This window comes from Shinella sp. Sh6 (genome assembly GCF_055392685.1).
Genome location: NZ_AP044005.1, coordinates 2,628,324 through 2,654,621, shown reverse-complemented (window position 1 = coordinate 2,654,621; position 26,298 = coordinate 2,628,324). Strand labels below are relative to the sequence as shown.

23 protein-coding genes are annotated in these 26,298 nt (G+C 67.1%); 16 read left to right on the top strand and 7 right to left on the bottom strand.

Going from position 1 to position 26,298, the window contains the following annotated elements; genetic code table 11:
- The first annotated feature begins 6 nt into the window (after positions 1 to 6).
- The 3 genes from ACZ5TO_RS12730 to ACZ5TO_RS12720 are packed head-to-tail and all read left to right on the top strand — an operon-like array spanning position 7 to position 2,629.
- Positions 7 to 849, top strand: a complete 843-nt coding sequence (locus ACZ5TO_RS12730; protein WP_464798348.1) for an ABC transporter substrate-binding protein — start codon at positions 7 to 9, stop codon at positions 847 to 849.
- Complete coding sequence (locus tag ACZ5TO_RS12725; RefSeq protein WP_464798347.1) at positions 846 to 1,847, top strand: FecCD family ABC transporter permease; 1,002 nt, start codon at positions 846 to 848, stop codon at positions 1,845 to 1,847. The genes ACZ5TO_RS12730 and ACZ5TO_RS12725 overlap by 4 nt, the downstream gene beginning before the upstream one ends.
- Positions 1,844 to 2,629 (top strand): ABC transporter ATP-binding protein, encoded by a 786-nt coding sequence (locus tag ACZ5TO_RS12720; RefSeq protein ID WP_464798346.1) that lies wholly within the window; start codon positions 1,844 to 1,846, stop codon positions 2,627 to 2,629. The genes ACZ5TO_RS12725 and ACZ5TO_RS12720 overlap by 4 nt, the downstream gene beginning before the upstream one ends.
- A gap of 47 nt (positions 2,630 to 2,676) precedes the next feature.
- Here the strand turns inward: ACZ5TO_RS12720 and derI are convergent, their stop codons facing one another.
- From derI to ACZ5TO_RS12685, 7 genes are all read right to left on the bottom strand, one after another.
- A complete protein-coding gene (derI, locus tag ACZ5TO_RS12715) occupies positions 2,677 to 3,135 on the bottom strand; it encodes a D-erythrulose-4-phosphate isomerase (protein ID WP_464798345.1) in 459 nt (152 codons plus the stop codon).
- Between the two features lie 13 nt (positions 3,136 to 3,148).
- Positions 3,149 to 3,919, bottom strand: a complete 771-nt coding sequence (locus ACZ5TO_RS12710; protein WP_464798344.1) for a triose-phosphate isomerase — start codon at positions 3,917 to 3,919, stop codon at positions 3,149 to 3,151.
- Positions 3,916 to 4,689 carry a DeoR/GlpR family DNA-binding transcription regulator gene (locus tag ACZ5TO_RS12705; RefSeq protein ID WP_464798343.1) on the bottom strand — a complete coding sequence of 258 codons (774 nt, stop codon included), beginning with the start codon at positions 4,687 to 4,689 and terminating at the stop codon, positions 3,916 to 3,918. Before ACZ5TO_RS12705 ends, ACZ5TO_RS12710 begins: the two co-directional genes overlap by 4 nt.
- A gap of 79 nt (positions 4,690 to 4,768) precedes the next feature.
- Positions 4,769 to 5,713, bottom strand: coding sequence for a sugar-binding transcriptional regulator (locus ACZ5TO_RS12700; RefSeq protein ID WP_184144165.1), 945 nt, complete (start codon positions 5,711 to 5,713; stop codon positions 4,769 to 4,771).
- Positions 5,714 to 5,773: 60 nt separating this feature from the next.
- Positions 5,774 to 6,709: a sugar phosphate isomerase/epimerase family protein gene (locus ACZ5TO_RS12695; RefSeq protein WP_464798342.1), complete on the bottom strand. Its 936-nt coding sequence runs from the start codon at positions 6,707 to 6,709 to the stop codon at positions 5,774 to 5,776.
- A gap of 8 nt (positions 6,710 to 6,717) precedes the next feature.
- Positions 6,718 to 8,229: a glycerol-3-phosphate dehydrogenase gene (locus ACZ5TO_RS12690; protein ID WP_464798341.1), complete on the bottom strand. Its 1,512-nt coding sequence runs from the start codon at positions 8,227 to 8,229 to the stop codon at positions 6,718 to 6,720.
- Between the two features lie 49 nt (positions 8,230 to 8,278).
- Positions 8,279 to 9,817: an FGGY family carbohydrate kinase gene (locus ACZ5TO_RS12685; protein ID WP_464800389.1), complete on the bottom strand. Its 1,539-nt coding sequence runs from the start codon at positions 9,815 to 9,817 to the stop codon at positions 8,279 to 8,281.
- Positions 9,818 to 10,591: 774 nt separating this feature from the next.
- Between ACZ5TO_RS12685 and ACZ5TO_RS12680 the strand changes: the two genes are divergently transcribed.
- The 13 genes from ACZ5TO_RS12680 to ACZ5TO_RS12620 all read left to right on the top strand — a co-directional run bounded on the left by ACZ5TO_RS12680 (position 10,592) and on the right by ACZ5TO_RS12620 (position 26,297).
- A complete protein-coding gene (locus ACZ5TO_RS12680; RefSeq protein WP_184144171.1) occupies positions 10,592 to 11,245 on the top strand; it encodes a DUF2291 family protein in 654 nt (217 codons plus the stop codon).
- Positions 11,242 to 12,783 carry a sugar ABC transporter ATP-binding protein gene (locus tag ACZ5TO_RS12675; protein ID WP_464798340.1) on the top strand — a complete coding sequence of 514 codons (1,542 nt, stop codon included), beginning with the start codon at positions 11,242 to 11,244 and terminating at the stop codon, positions 12,781 to 12,783. Before ACZ5TO_RS12680 ends, ACZ5TO_RS12675 begins: the two co-directional genes overlap by 4 nt.
- Positions 12,784 to 12,795: 12 nt before the next feature.
- Positions 12,796 to 13,836, top strand: coding sequence for an ABC transporter permease (locus ACZ5TO_RS12670; RefSeq protein ID WP_184144175.1), 1,041 nt, complete (start codon positions 12,796 to 12,798; stop codon positions 13,834 to 13,836).
- Between the two features lie 117 nt (positions 13,837 to 13,953).
- A complete protein-coding gene (locus ACZ5TO_RS12665; protein ID WP_184144177.1) occupies positions 13,954 to 14,901 on the top strand; it encodes a D-ribose ABC transporter substrate-binding protein in 948 nt (315 codons plus the stop codon).
- Between the two features lie 207 nt (positions 14,902 to 15,108).
- Positions 15,109 to 15,861 (top strand): DeoR/GlpR family DNA-binding transcription regulator, encoded by a 753-nt coding sequence (locus ACZ5TO_RS12660; protein ID WP_380779097.1) that lies wholly within the window; start codon positions 15,109 to 15,111, stop codon positions 15,859 to 15,861.
- Between the two features lie 70 nt (positions 15,862 to 15,931).
- Positions 15,932 to 17,449: an FGGY-family carbohydrate kinase gene (locus ACZ5TO_RS12655; RefSeq protein WP_464798339.1), complete on the top strand. Its 1,518-nt coding sequence runs from the start codon at positions 15,932 to 15,934 to the stop codon at positions 17,447 to 17,449.
- A gap of 17 nt (positions 17,450 to 17,466) precedes the next feature.
- Entirely contained in the window at positions 17,467 to 19,140 is a 1,674-nt protein-coding gene (locus tag ACZ5TO_RS12650) for a glycerol-3-phosphate dehydrogenase/oxidase (RefSeq protein ID WP_464798338.1), read from the top strand.
- Between the two features lie 69 nt (positions 19,141 to 19,209).
- Entirely contained in the window at positions 19,210 to 20,910 is a 1,701-nt protein-coding gene (locus ACZ5TO_RS12645) for a dihydroxyacetone kinase family protein (RefSeq protein WP_464798337.1), read from the top strand.
- A gap of 210 nt (positions 20,911 to 21,120) precedes the next feature.
- Positions 21,121 to 21,948, top strand: coding sequence for a phosphogluconate dehydrogenase C-terminal domain-containing protein (locus tag ACZ5TO_RS12640; protein ID WP_464798336.1), 828 nt, complete (start codon positions 21,121 to 21,123; stop codon positions 21,946 to 21,948).
- A gap of 94 nt (positions 21,949 to 22,042) precedes the next feature.
- Complete coding sequence (locus tag ACZ5TO_RS12635) at positions 22,043 to 22,984, top strand: substrate-binding domain-containing protein (RefSeq protein WP_464798335.1); 942 nt, start codon at positions 22,043 to 22,045, stop codon at positions 22,982 to 22,984.
- A gap of 67 nt (positions 22,985 to 23,051) precedes the next feature.
- Positions 23,052 to 23,687, top strand: a complete 636-nt coding sequence (locus tag ACZ5TO_RS12630; protein ID WP_464798334.1) for a DUF2291 family protein — start codon at positions 23,052 to 23,054, stop codon at positions 23,685 to 23,687.
- A 1-nt stretch (position 23,688) separates the two neighbouring features.
- Positions 23,689 to 25,233: a sugar ABC transporter ATP-binding protein gene (locus tag ACZ5TO_RS12625; RefSeq protein WP_464798333.1), complete on the top strand. Its 1,545-nt coding sequence runs from the start codon at positions 23,689 to 23,691 to the stop codon at positions 25,231 to 25,233.
- On the top strand, positions 25,233 to 26,297 hold the full coding sequence (locus ACZ5TO_RS12620; protein WP_184144281.1) for an ABC transporter permease: 1,065 nt from the start codon (positions 25,233 to 25,235) through the stop codon (positions 26,295 to 26,297). The genes ACZ5TO_RS12625 and ACZ5TO_RS12620 overlap by 1 nt, the downstream gene beginning before the upstream one ends.
- Position 26,298: the final 1 nt, after the last annotated feature.

The window sequence follows — 26,298 nt, the reverse complement described above, 5'->3', positions numbered from 1 at the left end:
GCCCGAATGCGCAGAACCGGGGTCGCCGCCGTTGCGGCGGGCCTCCTCGCGCTGGCGCCGGCCGCGGCCTTGGCCGGGCCGGCGCCGCAGCGGGTCGTTTCCATCAACCTGTGCACCGACCAGCTCGCAATGCTGATGGCGGCGCCCGGCCAGCTCAGGTCGGTCTCCTCGCTCGCGAGCGAGGAGGGCACGTCCGTGATGGTGGAGGAGGCCGCGCACTACAAGCCGAATAGCGGCCAGGCGGAGGAGATCTTCCTCATGCAGCCGGATCTCGTGCTTGCCGGCACTTATACGGCCAAGGCGACGGTCGCCCTGCTGCGGGAGCTCGGCTTCCGGGTCGAGCAGTTCAAGCCGGCCGCATCCTTCGACGATGTCCGCGAAAACCTCACGCGCATGGGCGGCCTGCTCCACCGCGAGCAGCGTGCCGCCGAACTCGTGGCCGAGCTGGACCGGGGCCTTGCGGACCTTGCAAGCCATCGCCCGCCGAGCAAGAGCGTCGCCATCTACTACGCCAACAGCTACACGTCGGGCTCCGGCACGCTCGCCGATGCGATCGTGCGGGCGGCGGGGCTTACCAATATCGGCGATACGCTCGGCTTTACCGGTATGACGCGCCTGCCGCTGGAACTGCTGGTTTCCGCCGATCCCGACATCATCCTCGAAGGCGACAGCCAGTACAGCGCGCCCGCGCTCGCCAAGGCGAATTTCTCGCATCCCGCCTTCCGGGCGCTTTCCGGCCGGACCGTCGCCATTCCCGACAAGTACACGATCTGCGGCGCTCCCTTCACGCTGGAGGCCTCGCGCATGCTCCAGCGCGCGGCGTTCGGCGGAAAAGGCGGTACGCCATGACGGATGCGATGCGTTTCCGGCTGGTGCTCGCAGGGCTCGGCCTCCTCACTCTTCTCCTGTTCTTCCTGTCGCTGATGACCGGCCCGGCGGCGGTGGCCTTCGGCGACAGCCTGCATGCGCTCTTTTCCGACAAGGGCGATACCGTCGCCCTCGTCATGCAGGAGATCCGGCTGCCGCGCGCGATCCTCGGCCTGATGATCGGCGCCACGCTGGGGCTTTCGGGGGCGGTGCTGCAGGGCTGGCTGCGCAACCCGCTCGCCGAACCGGCGCTTCTCGGGGTGAGCGCTTCGGCCTCGCTCGGCGCGGTGATCGCCATCTATACCGGCTTTTCCGCCCTGTTCCCGCTCGGCCTGCCGCTTGCCGCGCTTGCAGGGGCGGTCGCCGCGGTTCTCGTGGTGCAGGCGATGGCCGGGCTTCGCGGCGGGGCGCTTGCGGTCATCCTCGCCGGCATCGCCGTCTCGAGCCTTGCGAGCGCCATGACCGCGCTCGCGCTCAACCTGTCGCCCAATCCCTTCGCGGCACTGGAGATCATGTTCTGGATGCTGGGCTCGCTCAGCGACCGCTCGATGACCCATGTCTGGCTGGCAGCGCCGTTCATGGTCGCCGGCTGGGCCATGCTGGCAAGCCTCGGCCGCGCGCTCGATGCGCTGACGCTGGGCGGCGACGCAGCGGCGAGCATGGGCGTCGACCTGCGCCGGGTGCAGTTCCTCGCCGTTTTCGGCACCGCCGCCAGCGTGGGGGCGGCGACGGCGGTCGCCGGCGTCATCGGCTTTGTCGGGCTGGTGGTGCCGCACATGCTTCGCCCGCTGGTCGGTGCGCGCCCGTCCCGGCTCCTGCCGGCAAGCGCGCTCGGCGGGGCCTGCGTGCTCCTTGCCGCCGATACGCTGGTGCGGCTCATCGCGCCCGAACGCGACCTCAAGCTCGGCGTGCTGACGGCCATCGTGGGGGCGCCGTTCTTCCTGTGGCTGGTCTACAAGACGCGGAGGAGCATGCTGTGACGCTGCTTTCGGTAAAGGCCCTCAGCGCCTCTCTCGCCGGCAAGGAAATCCTGAAGGACGTGTCGTTCGACCTTCCCGCCGGGGAGTTCGTCGGCCTGATCGGGCCGAACGGTGCGGGCAAGTCGACGCTGCTGCGCACCGTGCTTGGCCTGACGCTCCATAGGGGCGAGGTTTCCATCGACGGCCGGGCCGTCGCATCCATGAGCGCGCGCGAGCGGGCGCGCCATATCGCCTACCTGCCGCAGGAGCGCGATATCGCCTGGCCCGTTCCGGTCGAGATGATCGTGGCGCTCGGCCGCGACGTCCATCGCCCGCTCTTCTCCAGGCAAGACACGGCCGACCGGGAATTCATCGACCACGCCATGCGGCGCATGGAGGTCGAGGCGTTCCGCGACCGCCCGGCGACGGAGCTTTCAGGCGGCGAGAAGGCGAGGGTGCTGATCGCGCGTGCGCTTGCGCAGGATGCGCCGCTGCTTCTTGCCGACGAGCCGGCCGCCGGGCTCGACCCATCGCACCAGATCATGCTGATGAAGACCTTCGCGGCGCTTGCCGGCGAGGGCCGCAGCGTCATCGCCTCGCTGCACGATCTCGGGCTTGCCGCGCGCTGGTGCTCGCGGCTGATCCTCCTGGACAAGGGACGGATCGTGGCCGACGGCCCGCCGCAAACGGTGCTGACGCGGGAGCGCCTGCGCTCGGTATACGCCGTCGATGCCCATCTCGGCGAGGCCGGGGGGAAGCCGGTCGTCATGCCGCTCGACCTTTCGGATCGAAACGGCCCGTAGGCCGCGGCAGGACCAGGGTGGTCCCGCCGCGGGCCGGCGGCCGGGCGTTATTTCCCGGCGTTGTACTTGGCGTCGACCTCGTTGATCGCCTGGACGTTGCCGGCCGAGCGGCCCTTCTCGTCGAAGGTCTGGGCGAGGTAGGCGTCGGCGATGGCTTTTGCCAGTTCCGAGCCGATGACGCGGGCGCCCATGGTGATGATCTGCGCATTGTTGGAGAGCGCGGCGCGTTCGGCCGAATAGGTGTCGTGCGTCAGCGCGGCGCGGATGCCGGGCACCTTGTTGGCCGAGATGCAGACGCCGATGCCGGTGCCGCAGACGAGGATCGCGCGATCATATTGCCCGGCGACGACGGCGGAGGCGACGCGGTCGGAGAGATTGGCGTAGAAGGCATCGGGGCCCGCGTCGGTGCGCGAGACCTCGTGCACCTCGTGGCGGTCCTTCAGGTGGTCGGCGAGAACCTTTGCAAGGCCTTCGCCCGCGCTGTCACCGGCAATAGCGAGTTTCATGGGAGATCTCCTTTCAGATTGTGGCGGCTGAGCGCGCCAGGATGTCGAGATAGCCTTCAACCTTCCAGGCTGAGCGGCCGATGAAGAGCCCGTCGATGTTCGGGCAGGCGATCAGTTCCTCGCAGTTCTGCGGGTTCACCGAACCGCCGTAGAGGCAGGGGATGCGCCGGCCGAGGATCTCTTCCGCCACCCTGGCGATTTCGGCATGGCGCGCATCGGCATAATCGGCGGTCGCGGGAATGCCCTTCTCGCCGATCGCCCAGACGGGCTCGTAGGCAAGGAGGATCTCGGCGTCCTTCTCAGCGCCTTCGAGCTTGCCGAGGGCGCCGCGCACTTCGCGGGCAAGCACGTCGTCTGCGCGGCCGCTTTCGCGGTCTGCCAGCGTCTCGCCGATGCAGATCAGCGGCACGAGACCATGGCGCACGGCGGCCTTCGTCTTGAGGCCGACCGTCTCGTCCGTCTCGCCGAAATGCTCCCGGCGCTCGGAATGGCCGAGCTCGACGAGGTCGAGATTGCAGTCCTTCAGCATCACCGGCGAGACCTCGCCGGTCCAGGCGCCCTCGTCGGCCCAGTGCATGTTCTGCGCGCCGACCTTGACGGAGGTGCCGGCAAGCATCGCCTTGACCTCGCGCACGGCGGTGAACGGCGGAATGACGAAGCGCTGGATGCGGGGATCGCGCCCGCCGTCGGCGGTCTTCAGGCCCTCGGCGAAGACCCTTGCCTCGGCCAGCGTCTTGTTCATCTTCCAGCTCGTGCCGACCCAGAAGTGGCGGTCCTCGCTCATGTCGTCGTCTCCTTGGCGATGCGCACCACGGTCTTGCCGCCGCCAAGCTCGGCGGCCGTATCGTGGGGCAGGGGTTTGTCTGAAATGACCGTGTCGAATTCGGCAAGGTCGGCGAGCACATGCAGCGCCGTGTGGCCGAAGCGCCGGCTGTTGACGAGAAGGCAGGTCTGGCGGCTGGCGGCCATCATCGCCCGCTTGGTGCGCACGACGGCCTCGTCCATGTGGTAGGAGAGATGTCCCGATGCGGCCGGGGCGGAGATGAAGGCGATGTCGGCGCGAAGGCGCGACAGGGCCTCTTCCGTGACGATGCCGAAATAGGCGTTGAACTTGGCGGAATAGACGCCGCCGAGCGCGATCAGCGTGACGCCGGAAAGGCCCTTGGCGCGCTCCATGATCGCGGCATTGTTGGTGACGATGGTGATCGGCTTCTTTTCCGCCAGCACGTCGCCGAGGACGGAGGCCATCGAGCCGTCGTTGATCATCACCGTCATGCCGGGCTCGACGAGGCCGGCGGCCTCCTCGGCCAGCGCGCGCTTGACGTCCGCCTCCTGCAATTCGCGGAAGCGGAAATCGCTCTCGAACTGCGTGCCGGCATCGATGGTCGCGCCGCCGCGCACCTTGCGCAGCACGCCGGCCCGTTCGAGGTCGTCGAGGTCGCGGTGGACGGTCATTTTCGAGACGCCGAAGCGCGCCGCGATGTCGTCGAGTTCGACGGCCCGGCTTTCGACGAGAAGATTGATGATCTCCTGCCTGCGCTCTTCCCGTTTCACGGTTTCTCCCCCGCGTTTCCGCTATGGGTGTTTCATAACATCGTTTCCGATAAAATGTAACATGGAAAATGTGATTTTGTTATGATGAGCCTTGAAGGAGCAGGCGGGCCGTCCGCTCGTCCGTGATGAGGCCATGCAGCTTGTTGCTGTGCAGTACGGCGCGGATGGCCTCGGTCTTGGCGGGGCCGCCGGCAATGGCGACGATCCGGTCGCCGCCGGTCTCCGAGAAGGAGGCGGCGAGGGTGCGGGCCGTCACCGAGGTTTCGAGGATGCGGCCCTTGCCGTCGAAGAAATGGCCGAGCAGTTCGCCGACGCCGCCGAGCGCGGCGATCTCCTCCAGCTCGTCCGGCTGCAGCATGCCGGAGGTGACGAGATGGGCCTGGTTGTCGACGGTGCCGATGCCGACGATCTTGAGGTCGGCGCTGCGGGCAAGGTCGAACACCTCGCTGACGCCGCGCTGGGAAAGCAGCACCTCGCGGTCCTCCTCCGTATTGGCGAAGAAGGGCACGGGCATCACATAGGCCTGCGTGCCCGTCTTGGCCGCGAGGCGGTGCATGACGTCGTAGGGGTTGGCCGCATAGTTGCGGGTGAGGCCGCCGAGCAGGGAGACGAAGCGTATGTTGCCGGCGCCGATGCGCGGCAGGTGGCGGACGGCGGCCGAGAGCGTGCGGCCATGGCCGAAGCCGATGACGGCCGCTTCCCCGCGCTCGATCTCGCGGCGCAGGAAATCCGCGCCGACATGGCCGAGCGTCGTCAGCGCCAGCGCGTCGTCGTCGACATCGGGCGCGACCTCGCAATAGTCGAGCCCGTAGCGCTCGGAAAGCGCCACCTCCAGGTTGACGCATTCGGCGATATCGCCGTCGATGCTGACCTTCACCACGCCCTCGGCGACCGCGCGCGCGATCAGCCGGTGCGCCTTCACCGAGGGAATGCCGAGCCGTTTGGCGACGGCGGACTGGGTGAACCCCCCGATATAGTGCAGCCAGGCGGCGCGGACGGCGAGGGAATCTTCGTTGTCGGTCATCGGCGATGTCCTGTCTTGCGCTCCCGGTCGGGCTGTCCTAGCCGCCGCGGGTGGAGACGATCAACCTATATTGAGATCGGCCGCGCCGGTATCGATATGCGGGGCCCAGAAGGCGATGCTTTCGGCGATCTGCGGAATGACCTCGCGGTCGTTCGGCTCACGCTCCTTGAAGGAGAGCTCGAGGCAGATCTCGTTGTCGGCGGCTCCGCCCTCGGCGAAGGCCTTCAGCAGCGGTTCCGGCTGGATGCGCCCCCTGGCGTTGAAGGCAGCGGTGAATGGGCGGTGCCCGCCCTTGTCCATCAGGCTCTGCTTGATGTGGATGATCGGCGAGACCTTCGGCACCGCGCGCGCCCAGGCATAGGGATCGTAGTCGTCGGGATTGTCGGAGGTGACGTCGCCATGGTCGATGTCGGCCATCATCCACATGGGGATGGCCATGCCGGCGGCGGTCAGCCGGTCCTGAAGCGCAAGACAGCTTTCGATCGTCTCGCCGAATTCGCGGCCGATGCTCATCGGCTCCCAGAAGACATAGGAAAGGCCGGCATCCTTCGCGTGCTCGGCCACCTCGGCCCAGCAGTCGATGGCGATGCGGATCAGCTCCTCGCGGCGGGCCGGGTCGTCGTAATCCCTATAGGTGAAGATGGCGAACTGGGTGCCGACGGAGGCGCCGCCGAGATCGCCGATGATGTCGGCGAAGGTCTTGAACCAGTCGACATAGTAGCGCCGCACATCCGCATCCGGATGGCCGAAATGGTTGAGGCGGCCATAGGGGCCGGTCATGCCGGAGGTGACGCGAACGCCCGTGCGCCGGAGGGCTCGTCCCATCTGCCGCGTCAGCCGGCGGATCGTCGCGCCGCTCCAGCTCGGATTGATGAATTCGTGGGTGAGCTGGAGGTCGCGCAGCTTGAGGTCCCGCGCGACGGTCTCGATCAGGTCGTCGGGATCGGCGAAGCGGTTGACCAGCGGATTGGTGTTGAGCGAGAGCGTCAGCGGCATGGTCGTTCTCAGGCCGCGGCGAGCCGGGCGGCGTTGAACCAGTCGGCGAAGGCCGCGCGCTCGCCTTCCGTCAGGTGGAGGTAATGTTTCGTGCGGCGGTAGAGGATGTCCTCCGGCGTTTCCGCCCATTCGCTGGCGACGAGATAGCGCGCTTCCGCCTCGTAGAACCGGCCGCCGAAATGCCGGCCGAGCCCTTCGAGGCTCGCGGCGCTGCCGACGACCGCCTTCGTGCGGGTGCCGTAGAGGCGGCCGTAGTGATGCACCAGACTGCGCGGCATCCAGGGATAATTGTCGCGCAGGCTGTTGGCGAAGGTCTCGTAGTCGGCGTTCGGCATGTCGCCGCCGGGAAGCGGGGCCTTCTCCGTCCAGTCGCCGCCCATGTTCGGGAAGATGTGCTTGAGCCGATGCATGCCGCGCTCGGCAAGCTCGCGGAAGGTGGTGATCTTGCCGCCGAAGACGTTGAGCAGCGGCGCGCCGCCCGTCTCGTCGAGGTCGAAGACATAGTCGCGCGTGACGGCCGAGGGGTTGCCCTTGCCGTCGTCGAAGAGCGGGCGCACGCCGGAGAAGGAATGCAATACGTCCTGCCGGCGCAGCTTCTCCTTGAAGTAGCGGTTCACGGCCTTCAGCAGGTAGTCGATTTCGCTCTCGTCGGCCGAGACGTCCTCGGCGCGGCCTTCGTAGGCGATGTCGGTGGTGCCGATCAGCGCCTTGTCGCCCTCGTAGGGGTTGATGAAGATGACGCGCTTGTCGTGGTTCTGCACGAGATAGGCGTTCGCCCCCGCCCAGAACTTCGGCACGATGATGTGGCTGCCCTTGACGAGGCGCACGTTGCGCGTGGAATTCGAGCCGGCGACGCGGTTGATGACGTCGGAGACCCAGGGGCCGGCGCAGTTGACGAGGCATTTCGCGCGGAAGGTGCGGGTCTCGCCGGTCACGCTGTTCTTCGTCGTCACGGTCCAGCCGCCGTTCTCGCGGCGGGCGGAGACGGCGGGCGAGCGGGTCAGCACAAGGGCGCCCTTCTCGGCGGCGCCGACGGCGTTGAGCGTGACGAGCCGGGCGTCGTCCACCCAGCAGTCGGAATATTCGAAGCCGCGGGTATACCGGTCGAGGATGGGCGTGCCTTCGGGATCGCGCGCAAGGTCGAGCGTGCGCGTGCCCGGCAGCTTCCTGCGGCCGCCGAGATGGTCGTAGAGGAAGAGGCCGAGCCGCACGAGCCAGGCCGGCCGGTCCTCGGGGCTGTGCGGCAGCACGAAGCGCATCGGCCAGATAATGTGCGGGGCGGCGTTGAGCAGCACTTCGCGCTCGATCAGCGCCTCGCGCACCAGGCGGAATTCGTAATATTCGAGATAGCGAAGGCCGCCGTGCACGAGCTTGCCGGAGCGCGAGGAGGTGCCCTCGGCAAGGTCGTCCTTCTCGCAGAGCACGACCTTCAGCCCGCGCCCCGCCGCATCGCGCGCAAGGCCGGCGCCGTTGATGCCGCCGCCGATCACGAAGAGGTCGATGGGTTCGGGCTCGTTCATCTCTAGTCTCCTTCAGCGCCGGCCAACGGGCGGCGCAATCGTCGTTTCGTCAGCGCGCGGCGAGGATGTCCCAGGCTGGCGCGATGCCCCGCCGCACCTCGGAATAGGCGGTAAAGAGCCGTGTCATGCGGTCGATGTCCCCGGGCTTCGGCCGTTCGGCCTCGCCGAGCTCGGGCGTCACCCAGTCGGCAATGCAATCGTCCATCGTGCGGTAGGCGCCGATGGCGACGGCGGCCATCATCGAGGCGCCGGCAGCGCCCGCCTCCTCGCGCGTCGAGACGCGCACCGGCGCGCCGAGCGCTGCGGCAAGCGTGCCGCGCAGCGAGGCCGATCTTGCCGCCCCGCCGCTGATGCGCAGCTCCGGGGGCAGGGCGCCCATGGCGGCGTAGCAGTCGCGCGTCGCCATGCCGAGGCCTTCCACGACGGCGCGCACGAGGTCCGGGTAGCGGTGGCGGCTGGCAAGGCCGGTGAAATTGGCGCGGGCGCGGGCGTTCACGAACGGCCCGCGCTCGCCGGCCTCTGAGATATAGGGGTGGTAGAGCACGTTGCCGGGCTTGCTCATGGCGAACCACTGGTCGACGCGGCCGATCATGTCGGTAAGGCTTGCCGCGACGCCGAACTCGCCGAGAAGATCGGCGCCGAGCTGCAGCAGCCAGTCGAGGTTGATCGTCGCGCCCATGTTGGTCTGCACCTGCGTGACGATGCCGGGGATCGGCAGGGCGATGACGTAGCCGGTGCGCTCGGCGTTCAGCACGACGTCGGCGACGGCCTTCGCCTGGAGATGAACGCCCGTCGAGCCGATGGCGGAGCAGGCGGCGTTGCGGCCTTCGCTGCGCACGCCCGCGCCGAGCGCCGTCATGCACATGTCGACATAGCCGAGGCAGACCGGCGTGCCGGCTTTAAGGCCCGAGGCGGCAGCCGCCTCCGCCGTCAGCGGATGGGAGATTTCCGTGCCGTCGATGACCTCCGGCAGCAGGCGCCGGAGATGCGTGAGGCCGAGGGCGGCGAGCACGTCGCCGTCATAGCGGCGGGTGCGGAAGTTGCCGAAGGTGAAGCTGACTTCGGACGGATCGGTGGCGCGCACGCCGGTCAGGTTGAGATAGAGCCAGTCCTTGCAGTGCATCGCGGTTTCCGCGCCGGCGATGAGGTCCGGGCAATGGCGGTCCATATGGGCGAGCTGCGCGCCCTGCTGGCAGGTGTTGAGGCCGGTTCCGGTCGCCTCGAAGCGCTGGCGGTCTGCCTCGCTTGCGGCAAGGCGCTCGACGGTCGGCGCCGCGCGGGCGTCGAGCCAGAGCCAGGCATCGCCCACCGGCCGGTTTCCGGCGCCGACGAGCCAGGTGCCGTCGCCCTGCGCGGTGACGGCGATGGCGGCGGTGCGCGCCGCCAGATTGTCCACCTTCTCGCCGAGCCCGCGCAGGGCGCGCGTGCAGTCGAGCCAGGTCTGGTCGAGGGATTGCGTGACGGAGCCGTCGTCGCCGGTCGTATAGGTGTTGCGGACGGACGCGCTGGCGATCTGCCGGCCGGCGAGCGTGAAGGCGACGGCCTTCATGACGGAGGTGCCGGCGTCGATGCCGACGATCAGGTCCATCGTCTCAGCCACGGCGCAGCTCCATCGATCCCGCGCCGGCATCCGCCGCTTCGCCCGACCTCAAACAAGGCATTCGATCCTCCCGACCGTCTCCCGCGAAAGCGCGTGCGGTTCCTCTGGCTTCTCCTGCCGTGGAACGTAACACGGGCCCTCCGGATTTCGCAAAAGAACATACCATAAAGTTATCATGTGTCTCGAAAAATTTTTCGTGCTTTGAATTTTTTTTCAGATATGATGGAAGAACAGAAGGTATGAGGCGCGGCTGGTTTTCCGTCGATGCCTGACATTGCCGAGGCCGTTCTTCGCTGCCGCCATGCGGATGGCCGTGCTCGGCCATGTCGGTCGAAATCTTGTGTTTTTACAATTAAATCAGTGGAATGCCGCAATCGCCCCTGCTTTCCCGACTGAAGGCGGACGGGGAGAGGCCATTTGTCGCCGGATTTCCGGAGGGGCGTGGAGGGGTGCATGGAAAAGAGCGGATGGAAAGCGCTTCCGCTGCAAAACGCCGATTGACAGGCTGTGTTAATTTAACATATATGTTGCGACATATAACACGTATATATCGCAAGTGCGAAAATATGTGCAATGCAGCGCAAGGCGGATGAGGAGATCCGGCCGGCGCCGTTCAGGGAGGACGTCATGACAGGTTCTGCTCGGAAAGCGTCGACATGCGGCCGGTGCGCCGTGGATGCGGCGTCGATCCCGCTCCCGCCATCGTCCCCGTGCGGGCGCTCCCGCTGACGCTTCCACCGTTCAACCGCAAGGCCGACCGACATGACTGACGCCACGCTCTCCAAATCGCCCCGTCCCGCTGCGCGCAGCTATCGCTGGTTCGGCGTCGCCGCCGCGGTCGTGCTGGTCGGCGCCATGGCCTTCGACACGAAGATCGTGCGCATCGGCTCGGAAAACGACGTCCGGGTGCAGAAATTCTCCCCGCAGGCCTTCGGCGCCGAGCAGTTCCCGCTGATTCAGCAGAGCGTCGAGACGCGCGCCGTCGATGCCGTCGAGCTGGCGCAGGCGATTGCCGCCGACAAGAAGGCCGCCGGCGAGAAATACGGCGTGGCGACCTCCACGGGCCCCGTTCTTCCGGTCAAGTTCACCGGCGTGATCGGCGAGCGCAAGGCGAACTACAACGTCGTCGCCGTCGAGGGCCTGCCGCCGGAGCTGACGGTGCGCGTCCAGACCGGCCCCGCTCTCAACGGCACGGACCTGCGCGATGCGACGGGCCAGATCGAGTTCGGCCAGTTCCGCAACCAGATCGAGTACCAGGACGCGGGCTCGGCCATCAACAACGAGGTCAAGACGGCCGTTCTCGGCGGCATCGACCCGGCCTCGCTTTCCGGCAAGACCGTTTCGGTGATCGGCGTCTTCAAGCTGGTCAACCCGAAGAACTGGGTCGTCACGCCCGTGAGGTTCGACGTCAAATGAGCGCGCTCCCCGAAACCGGCCGGACGGACGAAGTGGTGCTTGCCGCGCGCAACGTGGCGAAGTCCTACGGCAGCGTGCGCGCCCTCAAGGGCGTCAATTTCGACATTCATCGCGGCCAGGTGACGACGCTCTTCGGCGAGAACGGCGCAGGCAAGTCGACGCTGATGAAAATCCTCTCCGGCGTCGTGCAGCCGACCTCGGGGGAAATCATTCTCGATGGAGAGCCAATCGTCTTTGCGTCGTCCTCCCAAGCACGCGATCACGGTATCTCCATCATCCATCAGGAGCTCAGCCTGGCTCCCAACATGAACGTTCGCGACAACATCTTCATGGGTCGCGAGATCATGACGGCGACGGGCGTCGATTTCGCCGAGGAAGAGCGCCAGACGCGCCTCCTGATGGAAGAACTCGAGGAGGAGATCGATCCCCTCACGCCGGTCGAGGACCTGCGCCTCGGCCAGCAGCAGATCGTCGAGATCGCCCGCGCGCTCTCGGTCAATTCGCGCATCCTGATCATGGACGAGCCGACCTCGGCGCTTTCCGCCTCGGAGGTCGAGGTGCTGTTCAAGGTCATCCGGGACCTCACCGCCCGCGGCGTTTCCATCGTCTATATCTCCCATCACCTGGAAGAGGCGCTGCAGATCACCCACCACGCGGTGGTGCTGCGCGACGGAGCGATGACGGCCTATGCCGACCGCAAGGACATCGACCTCGAATGGATCGTCCGCCACATGGTGGGCGAGAACTTCGACCTCGGCTCGCCGCCGGCCGGCTACGACATGGGCGATGTCTCGCTGGAGATCGAGGGGCTGACGGTGCCCGACCCGGGCGGCGCCGACTATTCGGTCGTCGACGGCATGTCGCTCTCGGTGCGCGCGGGCGAGATCGTCTGCATATACGGCCTGATGGGCGCGGGGCGCACGGAGCTGCTCGAAACGGTCGCCGGCCGCCTCAAGGCCACGGCCGGCAAGGTCGTGCTGAAGGGCAGGGACATCACCGGCCGGTCGATCGCCGAGTGCATCCGCGCCGGCCTCGTCCTCGTTCCGGAAGACCGCCAGCGCGACGGCCTGGTGCAGACCATGACCGTCGGGCGCAACCTCTCGCTCGCCAGCCTCGGCGCCTTCACACGCGGCCTCTTCACCTCCGCTTCCCGCGAGGCCGACCTCGTCGGCCATGCGATCCGCAGGGTGCACATCAAGACCGACGGCGGCGCGGCGGCCATCGGCTCGCTCTCCGGCGGCAACCAGCAGAAGGTGGTCATCGGCAAGATGCTGGCGACCGACCCTGAGGTGATCCTGCTCGACGAGCCGAGCCGCGGCATCGACATCGGCGCCAAGGCGGAGGTCTTCAAGCTGCTCGCCGAGCGGGCGCGGCAGGGCCTCGCCGTCGTCTACACCACGTCCGAGCTCGGCGAATGCCTCAGCATCGCCCACCGCATCATCGTCATGCGGCGCGGCCGCATCGCCGCGGAATTCGGCCCCGACGCGACCAAAGAACAGATCATGGCCGCCTCCGGCGAAGCCGTGCATGCCCATTAGGAGCGCTCCAGCATGTCAGTCACACCTGCAATGGACACGAAAGCGGCGGTAAGCGGCGGCAAGCGCAAGAAGAGCTTCGTCGAGCTCCTGTTCGAGGGCCGCGCCTTCTTCGCGCTGATCGCCATCGTCGTCGTCTTCTCGCTGATGTCGCCGAACTACTTCACGCTCAACAACTTCCTGATCATGGCCTCGCATGTGGCCATCTTCGGCCTGCTCGCGGTCGGCATGCTGCTCGTCATCCTCAACGGCGGCATCGACCTGTCGGTCGGCTCGACGCTCGGGCTCGCCGGCGTCGTCGCCGGGTTCCTCATGCAGGGCGTGGCGCTGCCGCAGCTCGGCGTGATCCTCTATCCTTCCGTCTGGGTCGTCGTGGTGCTGACCTGCCTGCTCGGCGCGGTCGTCGGCGCGGTCAACGGCGTGCTGATCGCCTATCTGCGCGTGCCGGCCTTCGTGGCGACGCTCGGCGTGCTCTATGTCGCCCGCGGCATCGCGCTCCTGATGACTAACGGCCTTACCTACAACAATCTCGGCGGCCGTCCGGAACTCGGCAATACCGGCTTCGACTGGCTCGGCTTCAACCGTCTCGGCGGCGTGCCGATCGGCGTCATCGTGCTGCTCGTCTTCGCCATCGTCTGCCATATCCTGCTCTCCCGCACGGCCTTCGGCCGCTGGCTCTACGCGTCCGGCGGTAACGAGCGCGCGGCAGAACTTTCGGGCGTGCCGGTCAAGCGCGTGCAGATCACGGTCTATGTGCTCTCCGGCATCTGCGCGGCCGTCGCCGGCCTCGTGCTCTCCTCGCAGCTCACCTCGGCAGGCCCCACGGCCGGCACGACCTACGAGTTGACGGCGATTGCCGCCGTCGTCATCGGCGGGGCGGCGCTGACGGGCGGGCGCGGCACGGTCGTCGGCACCATGCTCGGCGCCTTCGTGATCGGCTTCCTGTCGGACGGCCTCGTGATCATCGGTGTCTCGGCCTACTGGCAGACGGTCTTCACCGGCGCCGTCATCGTCACCGCCGTTCTCTTGAACAGCATCAAATACGGCCGCCGCTGAGAAGCGGCGCCCGACTGGAACTGACCGCGGCCGGGAGAGGCGGACCATCGAATGGCCCGGAAGCGGAAAGTATTGCCGGAAACCGGCGCAACCGAACTCAACAAAGGGAGTGAGACCATGTTCAAAAAAGGAATGCGTGTACTTTTCGCCGCAACGGCTGCCTTGCCGCTGCTTTTCAGCACCGCATGGGCCGAAGGCCTCATCACGGTCATCGTTAACGACCCGTCGAACCCCTACTGGTTCACGGAAGGCGAAGTGGCCAAGAAGACGGCCGAGAGCCTCGGCTACACGGCCAATGTCGGCGCCCACAAGGGTGACACCAACACCGAGAGCAACCTGATCGACACGGCGATCACCAACAAGTCGGTCGCCATCATCCTCGATCCGGCGAATGCCGACGGTTCGGTCGGCGCGGTCAAGAAGGCCGTCGCCGCGGGCATCCCGGTCATCCTCGTCAACGCCGAGATCAACCAGGAAGGCCTTGCCAAGGCGCAGCTCGTCTCGAACAACGCCCAGGGCGCAGCCCTCGGTGCCCAGCAGTGGGTCGAGGCGGTCGGCGACAAGGGCAAGTATGTCGAGCTCTTCGGCGCTCCCTCGGACAACAACGCGGCGACCCGTTCAAACGGCTATGAGACCGTCCTGACGCAGTATCCGGACCTCGAAAAGGTCGCCAAGGAAGTGGCCGACTGGGACCGCACCAAGGGCCATGACAAGATGCAGTCCATGCTGCAGGCTCATCCGGACATCATCGGCGTGATCAGCGGCAACGACGAAATGGCCCTCGGCGCCATCGCCGCCCTCAAGGAAGCCGGCAAGCTCGACCAGGTGAAGGTCGGCGGCTTCGACGGCTCGCCGGACGCGGTCGCCGCCATCAAGGCCGGCGAACTGCAATACACCGTCCTCCAGCCGGTCGCCGTCTTCTCGGAACAGGCCGTCAAGCAGGCCGACAACCTGATCAAGAACGGCTCCACGGGCGTCGATACCGAAAAGCAGCTCTTCGATTGCCTCCTGATCACCAAGGACAATGTCGACAAGTACACCGCTCCCTTCGTCCTGAGCGAGTAAGTCGATCCGGGGGCGCCCTTCGGGGCGCTCCCGACCCCAACCCGGACCAGCTTGGCATTTTCCTTGCCGCCCGATACGAGATACGAAACCTCTATCTTCGCAGCATGGCAGGGTCTCCCCGTGAACAAGAAAGTCGACGTCAAGGATTTGCTTTCGGAAGAATTGCCGAGCGACAGCCGGCATGCGCGCCAGCTCGTGCGCCGCCGGATGATCGCCGAGACGGTCATCGCCGAAGGCTCCATCCGCATCGAGGACCTGACCGAGCGCTTCGGCATCAGCCTCATGACGGCGCACCGCGATGTCGACGAGCTCGTCAGCCGCGGCCTCTTCCGCAAGACGCGCGGCATCGTCTCGGCCGCGCCGACGAGCCTGATCGAATCCTCCGACGTCTACCGCGCCACCAAGCAGGCGAGGGAAAAGAAGGCGGTCGCGAAGGCCGCCATGCAGTTCGTCGAGCCGGGGCAGGCGATCTTCATGGACGACGCCACGACCGTGCACGAGATGACCCGTTTCCTGCCGGCCAAGGTGCCGCTGACGGTCATCACCAATTCGCTCGTCCTCATCAACGAGCTGAAGGAGGTGAGCGACCTCAACCTCATCTGTCTCGGCGGCCAGTTCTACCACTGGTGCAATGCCTTCATGGGGCACATCACCACCAACGAGATCCGCCGGCTGCGCGCCGATACCGTTTTCATGTCGCTGTCGGCCATCGTCGACGACGTGGTCTACCACCAGTCGCCGGAGACGGTGGAGACCAAGCGGGCGATGTTCGAAAGCGCCTCGCGCCGCGTGCTTCTGGCCGACCACACCAAGTTCGAGCGGCGCGCGCTGCATCACTTCGCGACGCTCCAGGAGTTCGACGCGGTGATCGTCGACGAGGATATCCCGATCTCCCATCTTTCGCGCATGCGGGCCAAGGGGATCAACGTCATCGTGGCGGACGGGGAACGGGCCGGCTGAGGCTGCCGCTGCCGCGGTTGCCCGTCATGCCGGTCGCCGTTCCGCCATTCGCTTGAGAATGGAGGCATGGATGCCCTGCATCATGGGTATAGACAGCGGCCTGACGGTGACCAAGGCCGTCATCTTCGACGCGGACGGGACGGTGCTTGCCATCGCCCGGCGACGCGTTCCCCAGCTGATCCCCGCGCCGCAGCATGTCGAGCGCGACATGGACGGTCTCTGGTCCGCGACCGCCGATGCCATAAGCGAGGCGGTGACCGCCTGCGGGCGCCCGGCGTCCGATATCGTCGCGATTGCCGCGACGGCGCACGGCGACGGCATCTACCTGCTCGACGAGGATCGCCGGCCGCTCGGCAACGCCATCGTGTCGCTCGACACGCGCGCCGGCGCGATTGCCGATGCGTGGAACGAGGGCGAGGTGGGCGCGCGCTCGCTGGACCTGACCGGCCAGAAGCCGCACGCCTCCGCGCCCTCCGCGATCCTCTACTGGATCCGCGAGCACCAGCCGGAGCGCTATGCCCGCATCGCCCATTTCATCGCCGCGAAGGACTGGCTGCGCTTCTGCCTCACCGGCACCATCGGCACGGACCGCACGGAGGCGAGCACGTCCTTCACCGATGTGCGCACGCAGGGCTATGCCGAGGAGGCCTTCCGCCTCTTCGGGCTGGAGCGCCTTGCCGGCCGGCAGCCGCCGATGGCGGCGTCCACCGAGGTCGTCGGCGGCGTGACGGCAGAAACCGCGCGGCTGACGGGGCTCGTCGCCGGCACGCCCGTCATGGCCGGCCTCCACGACGTCACGGCCTCCGCACTCGGCATGGGCGGCTACGGCGAGGGCGTGGTGGCGGTCATCGCCGGCACCTATTCCATCAACGAGACGGTTTCCCGCGCGCCGAAGGTCGACGGCCGCTGGTTCTGCCGCAACGGCATCCTGCCCGGCGAATGGAACAGCATGTCCATCTCGCCCGCCTCGACTGCGAACTACGACTGGTTCATCGACCAGTTCTGCGCCGCCGACGCGCGGCAGGCCGAAGCAGCCGGCGAAAGCATCCATGCGGTCCTCGGCAGGGAGTTCGAGGCCGCCTGCAAGCGCCCGTCGGGCGTCTTCTTCCATCCCTATCTCTTCGGCTCGCCCTTCGGCGGGGCGTCGAGCGCCGGCTTCTACGGCCTCAATGCCTGGCACGACCGGGGCGATCTGGTGCGCGCGGTGCTGGAAGGCATCGCCTTCAACCACCGGGTCCATGTCGATGCGCTGCGCGACGGTTTCGCGCCGGCCGCCGCGCGGCTCACGGGCGGCATCTCGCGCAATCCCGCCATGGCCGGCCTCTTCGCCGATATCCTCGGCATGCCGGTCACCGCGACGCGCACCGAGGAGGCGGCGGCCTGGGGCGCGGCGCTCTGTGCGGGAGCGGGCGCCGGGCTCTTCGCCTCGCCGACCGACGATCCGCGCGACCTTGCCGCCATCGAGACGACCTACCGGCCCGACCCCGTCCGGCAACGGGCCTATGACGAGAAATACCGCGTCTTCCTCGACCTCGCCGAGGCGATGAAGCCGCTCTGGCCGACGCTGCGGCGTCTCGGCGCGGAATAAGAGCAGGAATACCCATCATGACGGACATCACAGCCGGCACGGTCGAGACCTTCGACGTCGTCATCCTCGGCGCCGGCATCAACGGGGCAGGGCTCTTCCGCGACCTCTGCCTTCAGGGCCTCAAATGCCTGATCGTCGACAAGGCCGATTTCGGCTCCGGCACCAGCGCCGCGCCCTCGCGCCTCATCCACGGCGGCATCAAGTACCTGGAGACGGGCGAACTCGGCCTCGTCGCGCAGTCGACGCTGGAGCGCAACCTGCTGCTGCGCAACGCCCCCCATTGCGTCGAGCCGCTGCCGACCTTCATTCCCTCCTTCTCGCTGATGAAGGGCGCGTTTGCGGCGCTGCGCACGCTCTTCGGCTCCACCACGGCCCCGCGCAGCCGCGGCGCCGTGCTCATCAAGATTGGCCTTGCGCTTTACGACCTCTACGGTGCGCGCCATCGCGTCATGCCGAAACACCGGTTCTTCTTCCGCCGCCGGGCGCTTGCGGAAATGCCGGCGATCACCCCGCGCATCGTCGCCGGCGGCATCTATTACGACGCCAAGATCAGCCGGCCGGAGCGGCTCGTCTGGGAACTGGTGCGCGACGGCCTTAATGCAAGCCCCGCTTCCGCCGCCATGAACGATACGGCGCTGCTCGGGCAGGCGGACGGCGTGCTGCGGCTGCGAGACGGAGACGGCGGCGAGCGGCTGGTCCGCGCCGGCATCGTCGTCAACGGCGCGGGGCCGTGGATCGACCATGTCAATGCGACGCTCGGCATTCCCGGCAAGCTGATCGGCGGCACCAAGGGTTCGCACATCCTGCTGCGGCATCCCGGGCTCGTCGAAAGCCTCAAGGGCCGCATGATCTATTTCGAGGCGGACGACGGGCGCATCTGCCTCGTCTACGATTTCCTCGGCCTCGCGCTCGTCGGCTCGACGGACATCAAGGCCGACAACCCGGATACGGTGCGCTGCGAGGAGGAGGAGATCGACTATTTCCTCGCCAGCCTTCGCTCGCTGCTGCCGAAGCTGGAGTTCGGCCGCGAGCAGATCGTCTATGCCTATAGCGGCATCCGCCCGCTGCCGGCCTCCGATGCCAGCCAGCCCGGCCTCATCAGCCGAGACCATTCGGCGCCGGTGGCCGAGCCGGCCGAAGGGCGGCCGTTCCCGGTCGTCTCGCTCGTCGGCGGCAAGTGGACGACCTTCCGCGGCTTTGCCGAGGAGGTGGCCGATACGATCCTTTCCCGCCTCGGCCGCAGCCGCAAGGTCAGCACGCAGATGCTGCCGATCGGCGGCGGGCGCGGCTTTCCGGTGGATGGCAAGGCCCGTGAGGCCTGGCTCTCCGAGCGCGCCGGGCGGAGCGGCCTGCCGGTGGCGCGCGTTTCCGCGCTGCTGGCGCGCTACGGCACGACGGCCGATGCTGTGCTTGCCCATATCGCGTCGGCCGGCGATGCGCCGCTCGCCCATGTCGAGGGCTACGGCCGCGCGGAGATCGACTGGATCGCCTGCAACGAGATGGTTCGCCACCTTGCCGATATCGTCATGCGCCGCACGACGCTCGCCATCGAGGGGCGGCTGACGGCGGCGGGCATCGGGGAGATTGCCGGCGTGGCGGCCGCGGCGCTCGGCTGGAGCGACGAACGGCGAGAAAAGGAGATCGCGGCGGTCACGGCGCATCTGGCAAGGTTCAACCGCGTTGCCCTTTGAGCCCTTTGCCCTTTCCGCGGGCCGATCCATGTTGCATCTTCCGGGTCTGATCGCCCGCAGGAGGATTTCATGACCAAGATCGTCGACGACCCGGAGGCCTTCGCCTCGTCCGCCCTTGCGGGCTTTTCCCGCGTCTACGGCCGCTATGTCCGGCTGGTGAAGGGCGGCGTCGTCCGCTCGACGGCGGTGCCGAGGGGCAAGGTCTCGGTCATCATCGGCGGCGGGTCGGGCCATTATCCGGCCTTCGCCGGCTATGTCGGCCCCGGCATGGCGGATGCGGCCGTGGCGGGCGAGATCTTCGCCTCGCCCTCGACGGCGGCGGTCGCGCGGGTCTGCCGCAACGCGGACCATGGCGGCGGCATCGTCCTCGGCTTCGGCAACTATGCCGGCGACGTCCTCAATTTCGGCGTCGCGGCGGAGCGCCTGCGCGCCGAAGGCATCGACGTTCGCATCGTCACGGTGACGGACGACGTGGCGAGCGCGCCGCCCGACCGGCACCTGCAGCGCCGCGGCATCGCGGGCGATTTCGTTGTCTTCAAGGTCGCCGGCGCGGCGGCGGAGGCCGGCCTTTCCATCGGCGAGGTCGAGCGCGTCACCCGGCTTGCCAACAGCCGCACCTTTTCCTTCGGCGTCGCTTTCGGCGGCTGCACCCTGCCGGGCGCGAAGGAACCGCTCTTCACCGTGCCGAAGGGCATGATGGCGCTCGGCCTCGGCATCCACGGCGAGCCCGGCATCCGCGATACGGACATCGTGCCGGCAAGCGACCTGGCAAGGCTCCTGGTGGAGACCGTCCTTGCGGAACGCCCGGCCGGCGCAGGCCGCGCCGCCGTTCTGCTCAACGGCCTCGGCGCCACCAAGTACGAGGAGCTCTTCGTCCTCTGGGGCGCGGTGGAAAGCCTGCTGCAGGCATCGGGCGTCGATCTCGTCGCGCCCGAAGTCGGCGAATATGTCACCAGCCTCGACATGCAGGGCTGCTCGCTGACGGTGATGTGGCTCGACGAGGAACTGGAACGCTACTGGCTCGCACCGTGCGACACGCCCGTCTTCCGCCGCGGCGAGACGCTTCGCACGCAGCCGGCGGCGGCAAGGGCCGATGTGGAGGACGAGGCGCTGCGCTTCGGCCCGGCCTCTCCCGCGTCGCAGGAGCGCGCCCGCTGCCTTGCCGGCATCCTCGACGCCATGGTCTCCGTTCTCGGCGAGGCCGAAGCCGAACTCGGCCGCATCGACGCCTTTGCCGGCGACGGCGACCACGGGCAGGGCATGCGGCGCGGAGCCGGCGCCGCGCGCGAGGCGATCCAAAGGGCCGTTGCCGGCGGCGCCGGTGCAAGGAGTGCGCTTGCGGCCGCGGGCGATGCCTGGGCGGACCGCGCCGGCGGCACGTCCGGCGCCATCTGGGGGCTGCTGCTCCGCTCGTGGAGCTCGGCTTTCTCCGACGAGGAAACTGTCGGCGAGGCGGATGCGGTGCGCGGCGCGCGCCTTGCGCTCGACGACGTGATGCGGCTCGGCGGAGCGAGGGAGGGCGACAAGACGCTGGTCGACGCCTTCGTGCCCTTCGTCGAGGCGCTGGAAACCGGGCACGCGGAGGGCCTGCCGCTGAAGGCCGCATGGCATAAGGCGAGCGCCATCTGCGAGGAGGCCGCGCAGGCAACGGCGCCGCTCGTTCCGCGGCTCGGGCGCGCCCGCCCGCTCGCCGAGCGCAGCGTCGGCCATCCCGATGCCGGCGCCGTCTCCCTCGCACTGATCGCAAGGACCATCGCCGAACGCCTCTGAGCGGCTTTCCTATTATTCGGATTATCGGGCCGAACGTCGCAGGACGTTCGGCTTTTTTGTGCTGCTCACGAAGACATCACATATTTACAGAGATAGTCATTGACATGTCATACCAGTTGGAGGATATAAGCTCACGCCGGGTTGCCCGGAGGAGGAAATTCCGGCTGGACAGGCTCGTCGTCCGGTCGTGCGCATTCAGGGGGGTCTTCGATGACATCGATCGCGCTGTTCGGTGCTGGCGGCAAAATGGGCTATCGGCTGGCCAAGAATCTCAAGGGTTCGCGTTTCGATGTCCGCCATGTCGAAGTGAGCGAGGCCGGCAAGGCGCGCCTTTCCAATGATCTCGGCATTGCCTGCGTTTCACCCGAAGAGGGCCTTACGGGCGCCGACGTCGTCATCCTGGCGGTTCCCGACACGGCGATCGGCAAGGTCGCCGCCGGCATCGCCGACAAGCTGGAGCCCGGCACGATGGTCGTGGCGCTCGATGCGGCCGCGCCCTTTGCCGGCCACCTGCCGGAGCGCGCGGACCTCACCTATTTCGTCACGCATCCTTGCCATCCGCCGATCTTCAACGACGAGACGGACCCGGCGGCCAAGCGCGACTTCTTCGGCGGCATCGCCGCCAAGCAGCACATCGTTTCCGCCCTGATGCAGGGCCCGGAGGAGGCCTATGCGCTCGGCGAGGAGATCGCCAAGGTCATCTGGGCCCCGGTCATGCGCTCGCACCGCGTCACGGTCGAGCAGATGGCGCTCCTGGAGCCCGGCCTTTCGGAAACCGTCTGCGCCTCGCTGCTCGTCGTCATGCGCGAGGCCATGGACGAATGCGTGCGCCGCGGCGTTGCCAAGGAGGCCGCCCGCGACTTCCTGCTCGGCCACATGAACGTGCTCGGCGCCGTAATCTTCGAGGAGACGCCCGGCGTCTTCTCCGACGCCTGCAACAAGGCGATCGAATTCGGCAAGCCGGTGCTGATGAAGGACGACTGGAAGCGCGTCTTCGAGCCTGCGGAAATCGCGGCCAGCATCCATCGCATCACCTGATTTGCAGCGGGCGCCAGCCCAAGAGATCGCACCGGATCGGCCAGTTTCCATGGAGGGATGGCCGGGGAGGCCGGTGCTTAACCGGGAGGAAAATATGAAGGTTACCCGTAGACTGATCACCGTCGGTTTTGCTGCCGTCATGGCCGCAGGCGTCGCCATGCCGTCGTTCGCCGCCGACCTCATCGCCATCATCACGCCGAGCCACGACAACCCCTTCTTCAAGGCCGAGGCCGTCGGCGCGGAAGCCAAGGCCAAGGAACTCGGCTACGAGGCCCTCGTCCTCGTGCATGACGACGACGCCAACAAGCAGTCGCAGCTCATCGACACGGCGATCGGCCGCGGCGCGAAGGCGATCATCCTCGACAATGCCGGTGCCGACGCTTCGGTTGCCGCCGTGCAGAAGGCCAAGGACGCGGGCATCCCGTCCTTCCTGATCGACCGCGAGATCAACGCGGCCGGCGTCGCCGTCTCGCAGATCGTCTCGAACAACTACCAGGGCGCCCAGCTCGGCGCCGAGGAATTCGTCAAGCTGATGGGCGAGAAGGGCAACTATGTCGAGCTCGTCGGCAAGGAATCCGACACCAATGCCGGCATCCGCTCCAAGGGCTACCACGACGTCATCGACGAATATCCGGACATGAAGATGGTCGCCCAGCAGTCGGCCAACTGGAGCCAGACGGAAGCCTATTCCAAGATGGAGACCATCCTTCAGGCCAATCCGGATATCCAGGGCGTCATCGCCGGCAACGACACGATGGCGATGGGCGCCATCGCCGCCCTCCAGGCGGCCGGCAAGAAGGACGTGATCGTCACCGGCTTCGACGGCTCGAACGACGTTCGCGACTCCATCAAGTCCGGCGGCATCAAGGCCACCGTGCTGCAGCCGGCCTATGCACAGGCCCAGCTCGCCGTCCAGCAGGCGCATGACTTCATCACGAGCGGCAAGAAGCCGGCGGAAGAAAAGCAGCTCATGGACTGCGTGCTGATCAACGCCGACAATGCCGACAAGCTCGAGACCTTCGCGCTGAAGGACTGATCTTCGAAAGAAGCGGGCGCGGGGTGATCGCCATCCCGCGCCCTGCCATATGCCGGAGTACCGACCCATGCGCTTCAAGGCCGCCGCCGTCATCGTGTTCGCCGCAGCTTTCGGGCTCGCCGGCTGCAAGTTCGTGAAAACCGCCGACAAGGAAAAAGAGGATCAGGCCGGGGCCTTCGATCCCGACACGCTCGTTGCCGAAATGTGGGACGGCAAGGTGCTGCCCTATCTCGAAAAGCGCGCCGCCCCCCTTGCGGAGGTGCTGGCGGCGACGGCCGCCGATCCCGACGCGGCGGGCCGGAAATACGGCTACAAGGCAAAGCAGGGCAATGCGCCCTGGACCTTCATGGCGAAGGTCGACGGCGTGATCGTCGCGGAAGAGACCAATTCGCGCGCGGCCTATGTCGACGTCGACGTCGACGGCGACGCCAAGGCGGATGTGCGCGTTTCCATCGGCCCGGCCATCCGCGGCACAGCGCTGCGCGACTGCCTCGACTTCGTCGATTTCAACGCCTTCAAGAACCAGATCGAATGGGCGCAGTTCGGCAAGGCGTTCAACACCCATGTGAACGCCACAATTCTGGAAAAGCTGCCGCGCGAGGGGCTGACGGGCAAGACGGTGAAGGCGACGGGCGCCTATCCGCTGCCGGCCAAGGGGCAGTTGCCGCAGCTCGTTCCCGCCATCATCGCCATCGGAGGCTGACATGAGCGGCAGTAACGATGGCGACGTCATTCTCGAACTGAAGGCCATCACCAAGGCCTATTCCGGCATCGTCGCGCTGAAGAAGGCGGACCTGAAACTTCGGCGCGGCGCGGTGAACGTGCTTGTCGGCGAGAACGGCGCCGGCAAGTCGACGATGATGCGCATCATCGCCGGCGTCGAGCGGCCGACGCTCGGCGAGATCTGGATGGACGGCGAGCGCATCCACCTCGACAGCCCCGCCGACGCGGTGCGCCATGGCATCGGCATCGTCTTCCAGGAGCTGAACCTCTTCGGCAATCTCTCCGTCGCCGAGAACATCTTCGCGACCCGCGAGATCACCCGAGGCATCCGCGGCATCGACCACAAGGCGCAGGTCGAGAAGGCCAACGAGTTTTTGAACCGTCTCGAAGCGGGCATTGCCGCCGATACGCTCGCCGAGGACCTGCCGATCGGCCAGCAGCAGCTCGTCGAGATCGCGCGCGCCGTCTCGCTCGACACGCGCATCCTCATCATGGACGAGCCGACGTCGGCCCTCAGCGCCGCCGAAGTCGACGTGCTCTTCCGCGTCATCGCCGACCTCAAGGCGCGGGGCGTCGCCATCGTCTATATCTCGCACCGGCTGGAAGAGCTGATGCGCATCGGCGACTACATCACCGTCCTGAAGGACGGCCAGATCACCGGCCACGCCATGGTCAAGGACATCGACACGCGCTGGATCGTGCGCTCGATGATCGGCTCCGACGCCAAGGATTTCGCCAAGGAGGTCGACCACGAGATGGGCGAAGAGGTCTTCCGCACGCAGGACATCTGCCTGCCGCGCGCGCAGGGCGGCTATGCGGTCGACCATGTCTCGCTCGGCGTGCGCAAGGGCGAGATTCTCGGCATCTACGGCCTGATGGGCGCGGGGCGCTCCGAGCTGTTCGAATGCATCATGGGCCGGCACGAGCATTCGACCGGCAAGGTCTTCGTCGACGGCGAGGCGCTGAAGGGCCGCGACACGACGAAGCGCATCCGCGAGGGGCTGGCGCTGATCCCGGAGGACCGCCAGCGCGAAGGCCTCGTGCAGTCCATGTCGATTGCCGACAACCTTTCCATGGCGAGCCTCGGCCAGTTCCTCAAGGCCGGCTTCCATATCGACCTGAAGCGCGAGAAGGCCGCGATCCTCGAGACGATCCGCAACCTCTCGATCAAGGCGAAGAACCCGGAGCTGGACGTCACCTCCATGTCGGGCGGCAACCAGCAGAAGGTCGTCATCGGCAAGGCGCTGATGACCGGGCCGAAGGTGCTTTTGATGGACGAGCCGAGCCGCGGCATCGACGTCGGCGCGAAGGCGGACGTCTTCCGCACCATGCGGCAACTGGCGGGCGAGGGGCTCGCCATCCTCTTCTCCACCTCCGACCTCGAAGAGGTCATGGCGCTTTCCGACCGCATCGCCGTGATGAGCAACGGGAAGCTGGTGACGGTGGTGGACCGCAAGGACGCCACCGAGGAGATGATCGTCTCGGCCTCCGCGGCGGGGCACAAAACCAAAAGGATGCATGCGTGATGACGACAGCAACGCAAACTGCCGCCGGCAACAGCCTGTCCACCGGGGCGGCCCTGCTCACGCTCATGAAGCTGAGGACCTTCATCGCGCTCTTCGCGGTGATCATCTTCTTCTCGATCTTCGCGCCGAACTTCCTGTCGACCGCGAACATGATCCTGATGTCGAAGCACGCGACGCAGAACGCCTTCCTCGCCATCGGCATGACCTTCGTCATCATCACCGGCGGCATCGACCTTTCGGTCGGCTCCATCGTCGGCCTTTGCGGCATGATCGCCGGCGGCCTCATCATGTACGGCGTCGCCCTGCCGTTCGGCTACACGGTCTATTTCAACGTTTTCGAGGTGGCGGTCATCGTCATGGCGGCGGGCATCGTCATCGGCGCGGTCAACGGCCTCCTCATCACCCGGCTCAACGTCGCGCCGTTCATCGCCACCCTCGGCACGCTCTATGTGGCGCGCGGCATGGCGCTGCTCTATTCCGACGGCCAGACCCTGCCGCACCTTACGGGGCGCGAAGACCTCGGCAACCAGGGCTTTTCCTATCTCGGCTCCGGCACGATCCTCGGGCTTCCCGTCTCGGTGTGGATCCTCATCGTCGTCGCGCTGGGCGCTGCCTATTTCGCCCGCTTCGTCCCGCTCGGCCGGCACATCTTCGCTGTCGGCGGCAATGAGCGGGCGTCCCGCATGTCCGGCATCCGCGTCAACCGCGTGAAGATGTTCGTCTACATGTTCTCCGGCTTCTGCGCGGCCATCGTCGGCCTCGTCATCTCCTCCGAGCTGATGGCCTCGCATCCGGCGACCGGCACGAACCTCGAGCTCAACGCCATTGCGGCCGCCGTTCTCGGTGGTACATCCATGTCGGGCGGGCGCGGTACGATCGGCGGCACGATCATCGGCGCCTTCGTGATCGGCATTCTTTCCGACGGGTTGGTGATGATGGGCGTCAGTTCCTTCTGGCAGATGGTGATCAAGGGCCTCGTGATCATCGTGGCGGTCGTGGTCGACCAGGCGCAACGCCGCCTCCAGCAGCGCGTGACCCTGATGCAGATGGCAAAGGCTGGCTGAG

What these genes read in the sequence shown, in the direction of transcription:
- ACZ5TO_RS12730 (WP_464798348.1), top strand. Translation starts at nt 7, where the DNA reads ATGCGCAGAACCGGGGTCGCCGCCGTTGCGGCGGGCCTCCTCGCGCTG.
- ACZ5TO_RS12725 (WP_464798347.1), top strand. Translation starts at nt 846, where the DNA reads ATGACGGATGCGATGCGTTTCCGGCTGGTGCTCGCAGGGCTCGGCCTC.
- derI (WP_464798345.1), bottom strand. Translation starts at nt 3,135, where the DNA reads ATGAAACTCGCTATTGCCGGTGACAGCGCGGGCGAAGGCCTTGCAAAG.
- ACZ5TO_RS12710 (WP_464798344.1), bottom strand. Translation starts at nt 3,919, where the DNA reads ATGAGCGAGGACCGCCACTTCTGGGTCGGCACGAGCTGGAAGATGAAC.
- ACZ5TO_RS12700 (WP_184144165.1), bottom strand. Translation starts at nt 5,713, where the DNA reads ATGACCGACAACGAAGATTCCCTCGCCGTCCGCGCCGCCTGGCTGCAC.
- ACZ5TO_RS12695 (WP_464798342.1), bottom strand. Translation starts at nt 6,709, where the DNA reads ATGCCGCTGACGCTCTCGCTCAACACCAATCCGCTGGTCAACCGCTTC.
- ACZ5TO_RS12690 (WP_464798341.1), bottom strand. Translation starts at nt 8,229, where the DNA reads ATGAACGAGCCCGAACCCATCGACCTCTTCGTGATCGGCGGCGGCATC.
- ACZ5TO_RS12685 (WP_464800389.1), bottom strand. Translation starts at nt 9,817, where the DNA reads ATGGACCTGATCGTCGGCATCGACGCCGGCACCTCCGTCATGAAGGCC.
- ACZ5TO_RS12680 (WP_184144171.1), top strand. Translation starts at nt 10,592, where the DNA reads ATGACTGACGCCACGCTCTCCAAATCGCCCCGTCCCGCTGCGCGCAGC.
- ACZ5TO_RS12675 (WP_464798340.1), top strand. Translation starts at nt 11,242, where the DNA reads ATGAGCGCGCTCCCCGAAACCGGCCGGACGGACGAAGTGGTGCTTGCC.
- ACZ5TO_RS12670 (WP_184144175.1), top strand. Translation starts at nt 12,796, where the DNA reads ATGTCAGTCACACCTGCAATGGACACGAAAGCGGCGGTAAGCGGCGGC.
- ACZ5TO_RS12665 (WP_184144177.1), top strand. Translation starts at nt 13,954, where the DNA reads ATGTTCAAAAAAGGAATGCGTGTACTTTTCGCCGCAACGGCTGCCTTG.
- ACZ5TO_RS12660 (WP_380779097.1), top strand. Translation starts at nt 15,109, where the DNA reads ATGATCGCCGAGACGGTCATCGCCGAAGGCTCCATCCGCATCGAGGAC.
- ACZ5TO_RS12655 (WP_464798339.1), top strand. Translation starts at nt 15,932, where the DNA reads ATGCCCTGCATCATGGGTATAGACAGCGGCCTGACGGTGACCAAGGCC.
- ACZ5TO_RS12650 (WP_464798338.1), top strand. Translation starts at nt 17,467, where the DNA reads ATGACGGACATCACAGCCGGCACGGTCGAGACCTTCGACGTCGTCATC.
- ACZ5TO_RS12645 (WP_464798337.1), top strand. Translation starts at nt 19,210, where the DNA reads ATGACCAAGATCGTCGACGACCCGGAGGCCTTCGCCTCGTCCGCCCTT.
- ACZ5TO_RS12640 (WP_464798336.1), top strand. Translation starts at nt 21,121, where the DNA reads ATGACATCGATCGCGCTGTTCGGTGCTGGCGGCAAAATGGGCTATCGG.
- ACZ5TO_RS12635 (WP_464798335.1), top strand. Translation starts at nt 22,043, where the DNA reads ATGAAGGTTACCCGTAGACTGATCACCGTCGGTTTTGCTGCCGTCATG.
- ACZ5TO_RS12630 (WP_464798334.1), top strand. Translation starts at nt 23,052, where the DNA reads ATGCGCTTCAAGGCCGCCGCCGTCATCGTGTTCGCCGCAGCTTTCGGG.
- ACZ5TO_RS12625 (WP_464798333.1), top strand. Translation starts at nt 23,689, where the DNA reads ATGAGCGGCAGTAACGATGGCGACGTCATTCTCGAACTGAAGGCCATC.
- ACZ5TO_RS12620 (WP_184144281.1), top strand. Translation starts at nt 25,233, where the DNA reads ATGACGACAGCAACGCAAACTGCCGCCGGCAACAGCCTGTCCACCGGG.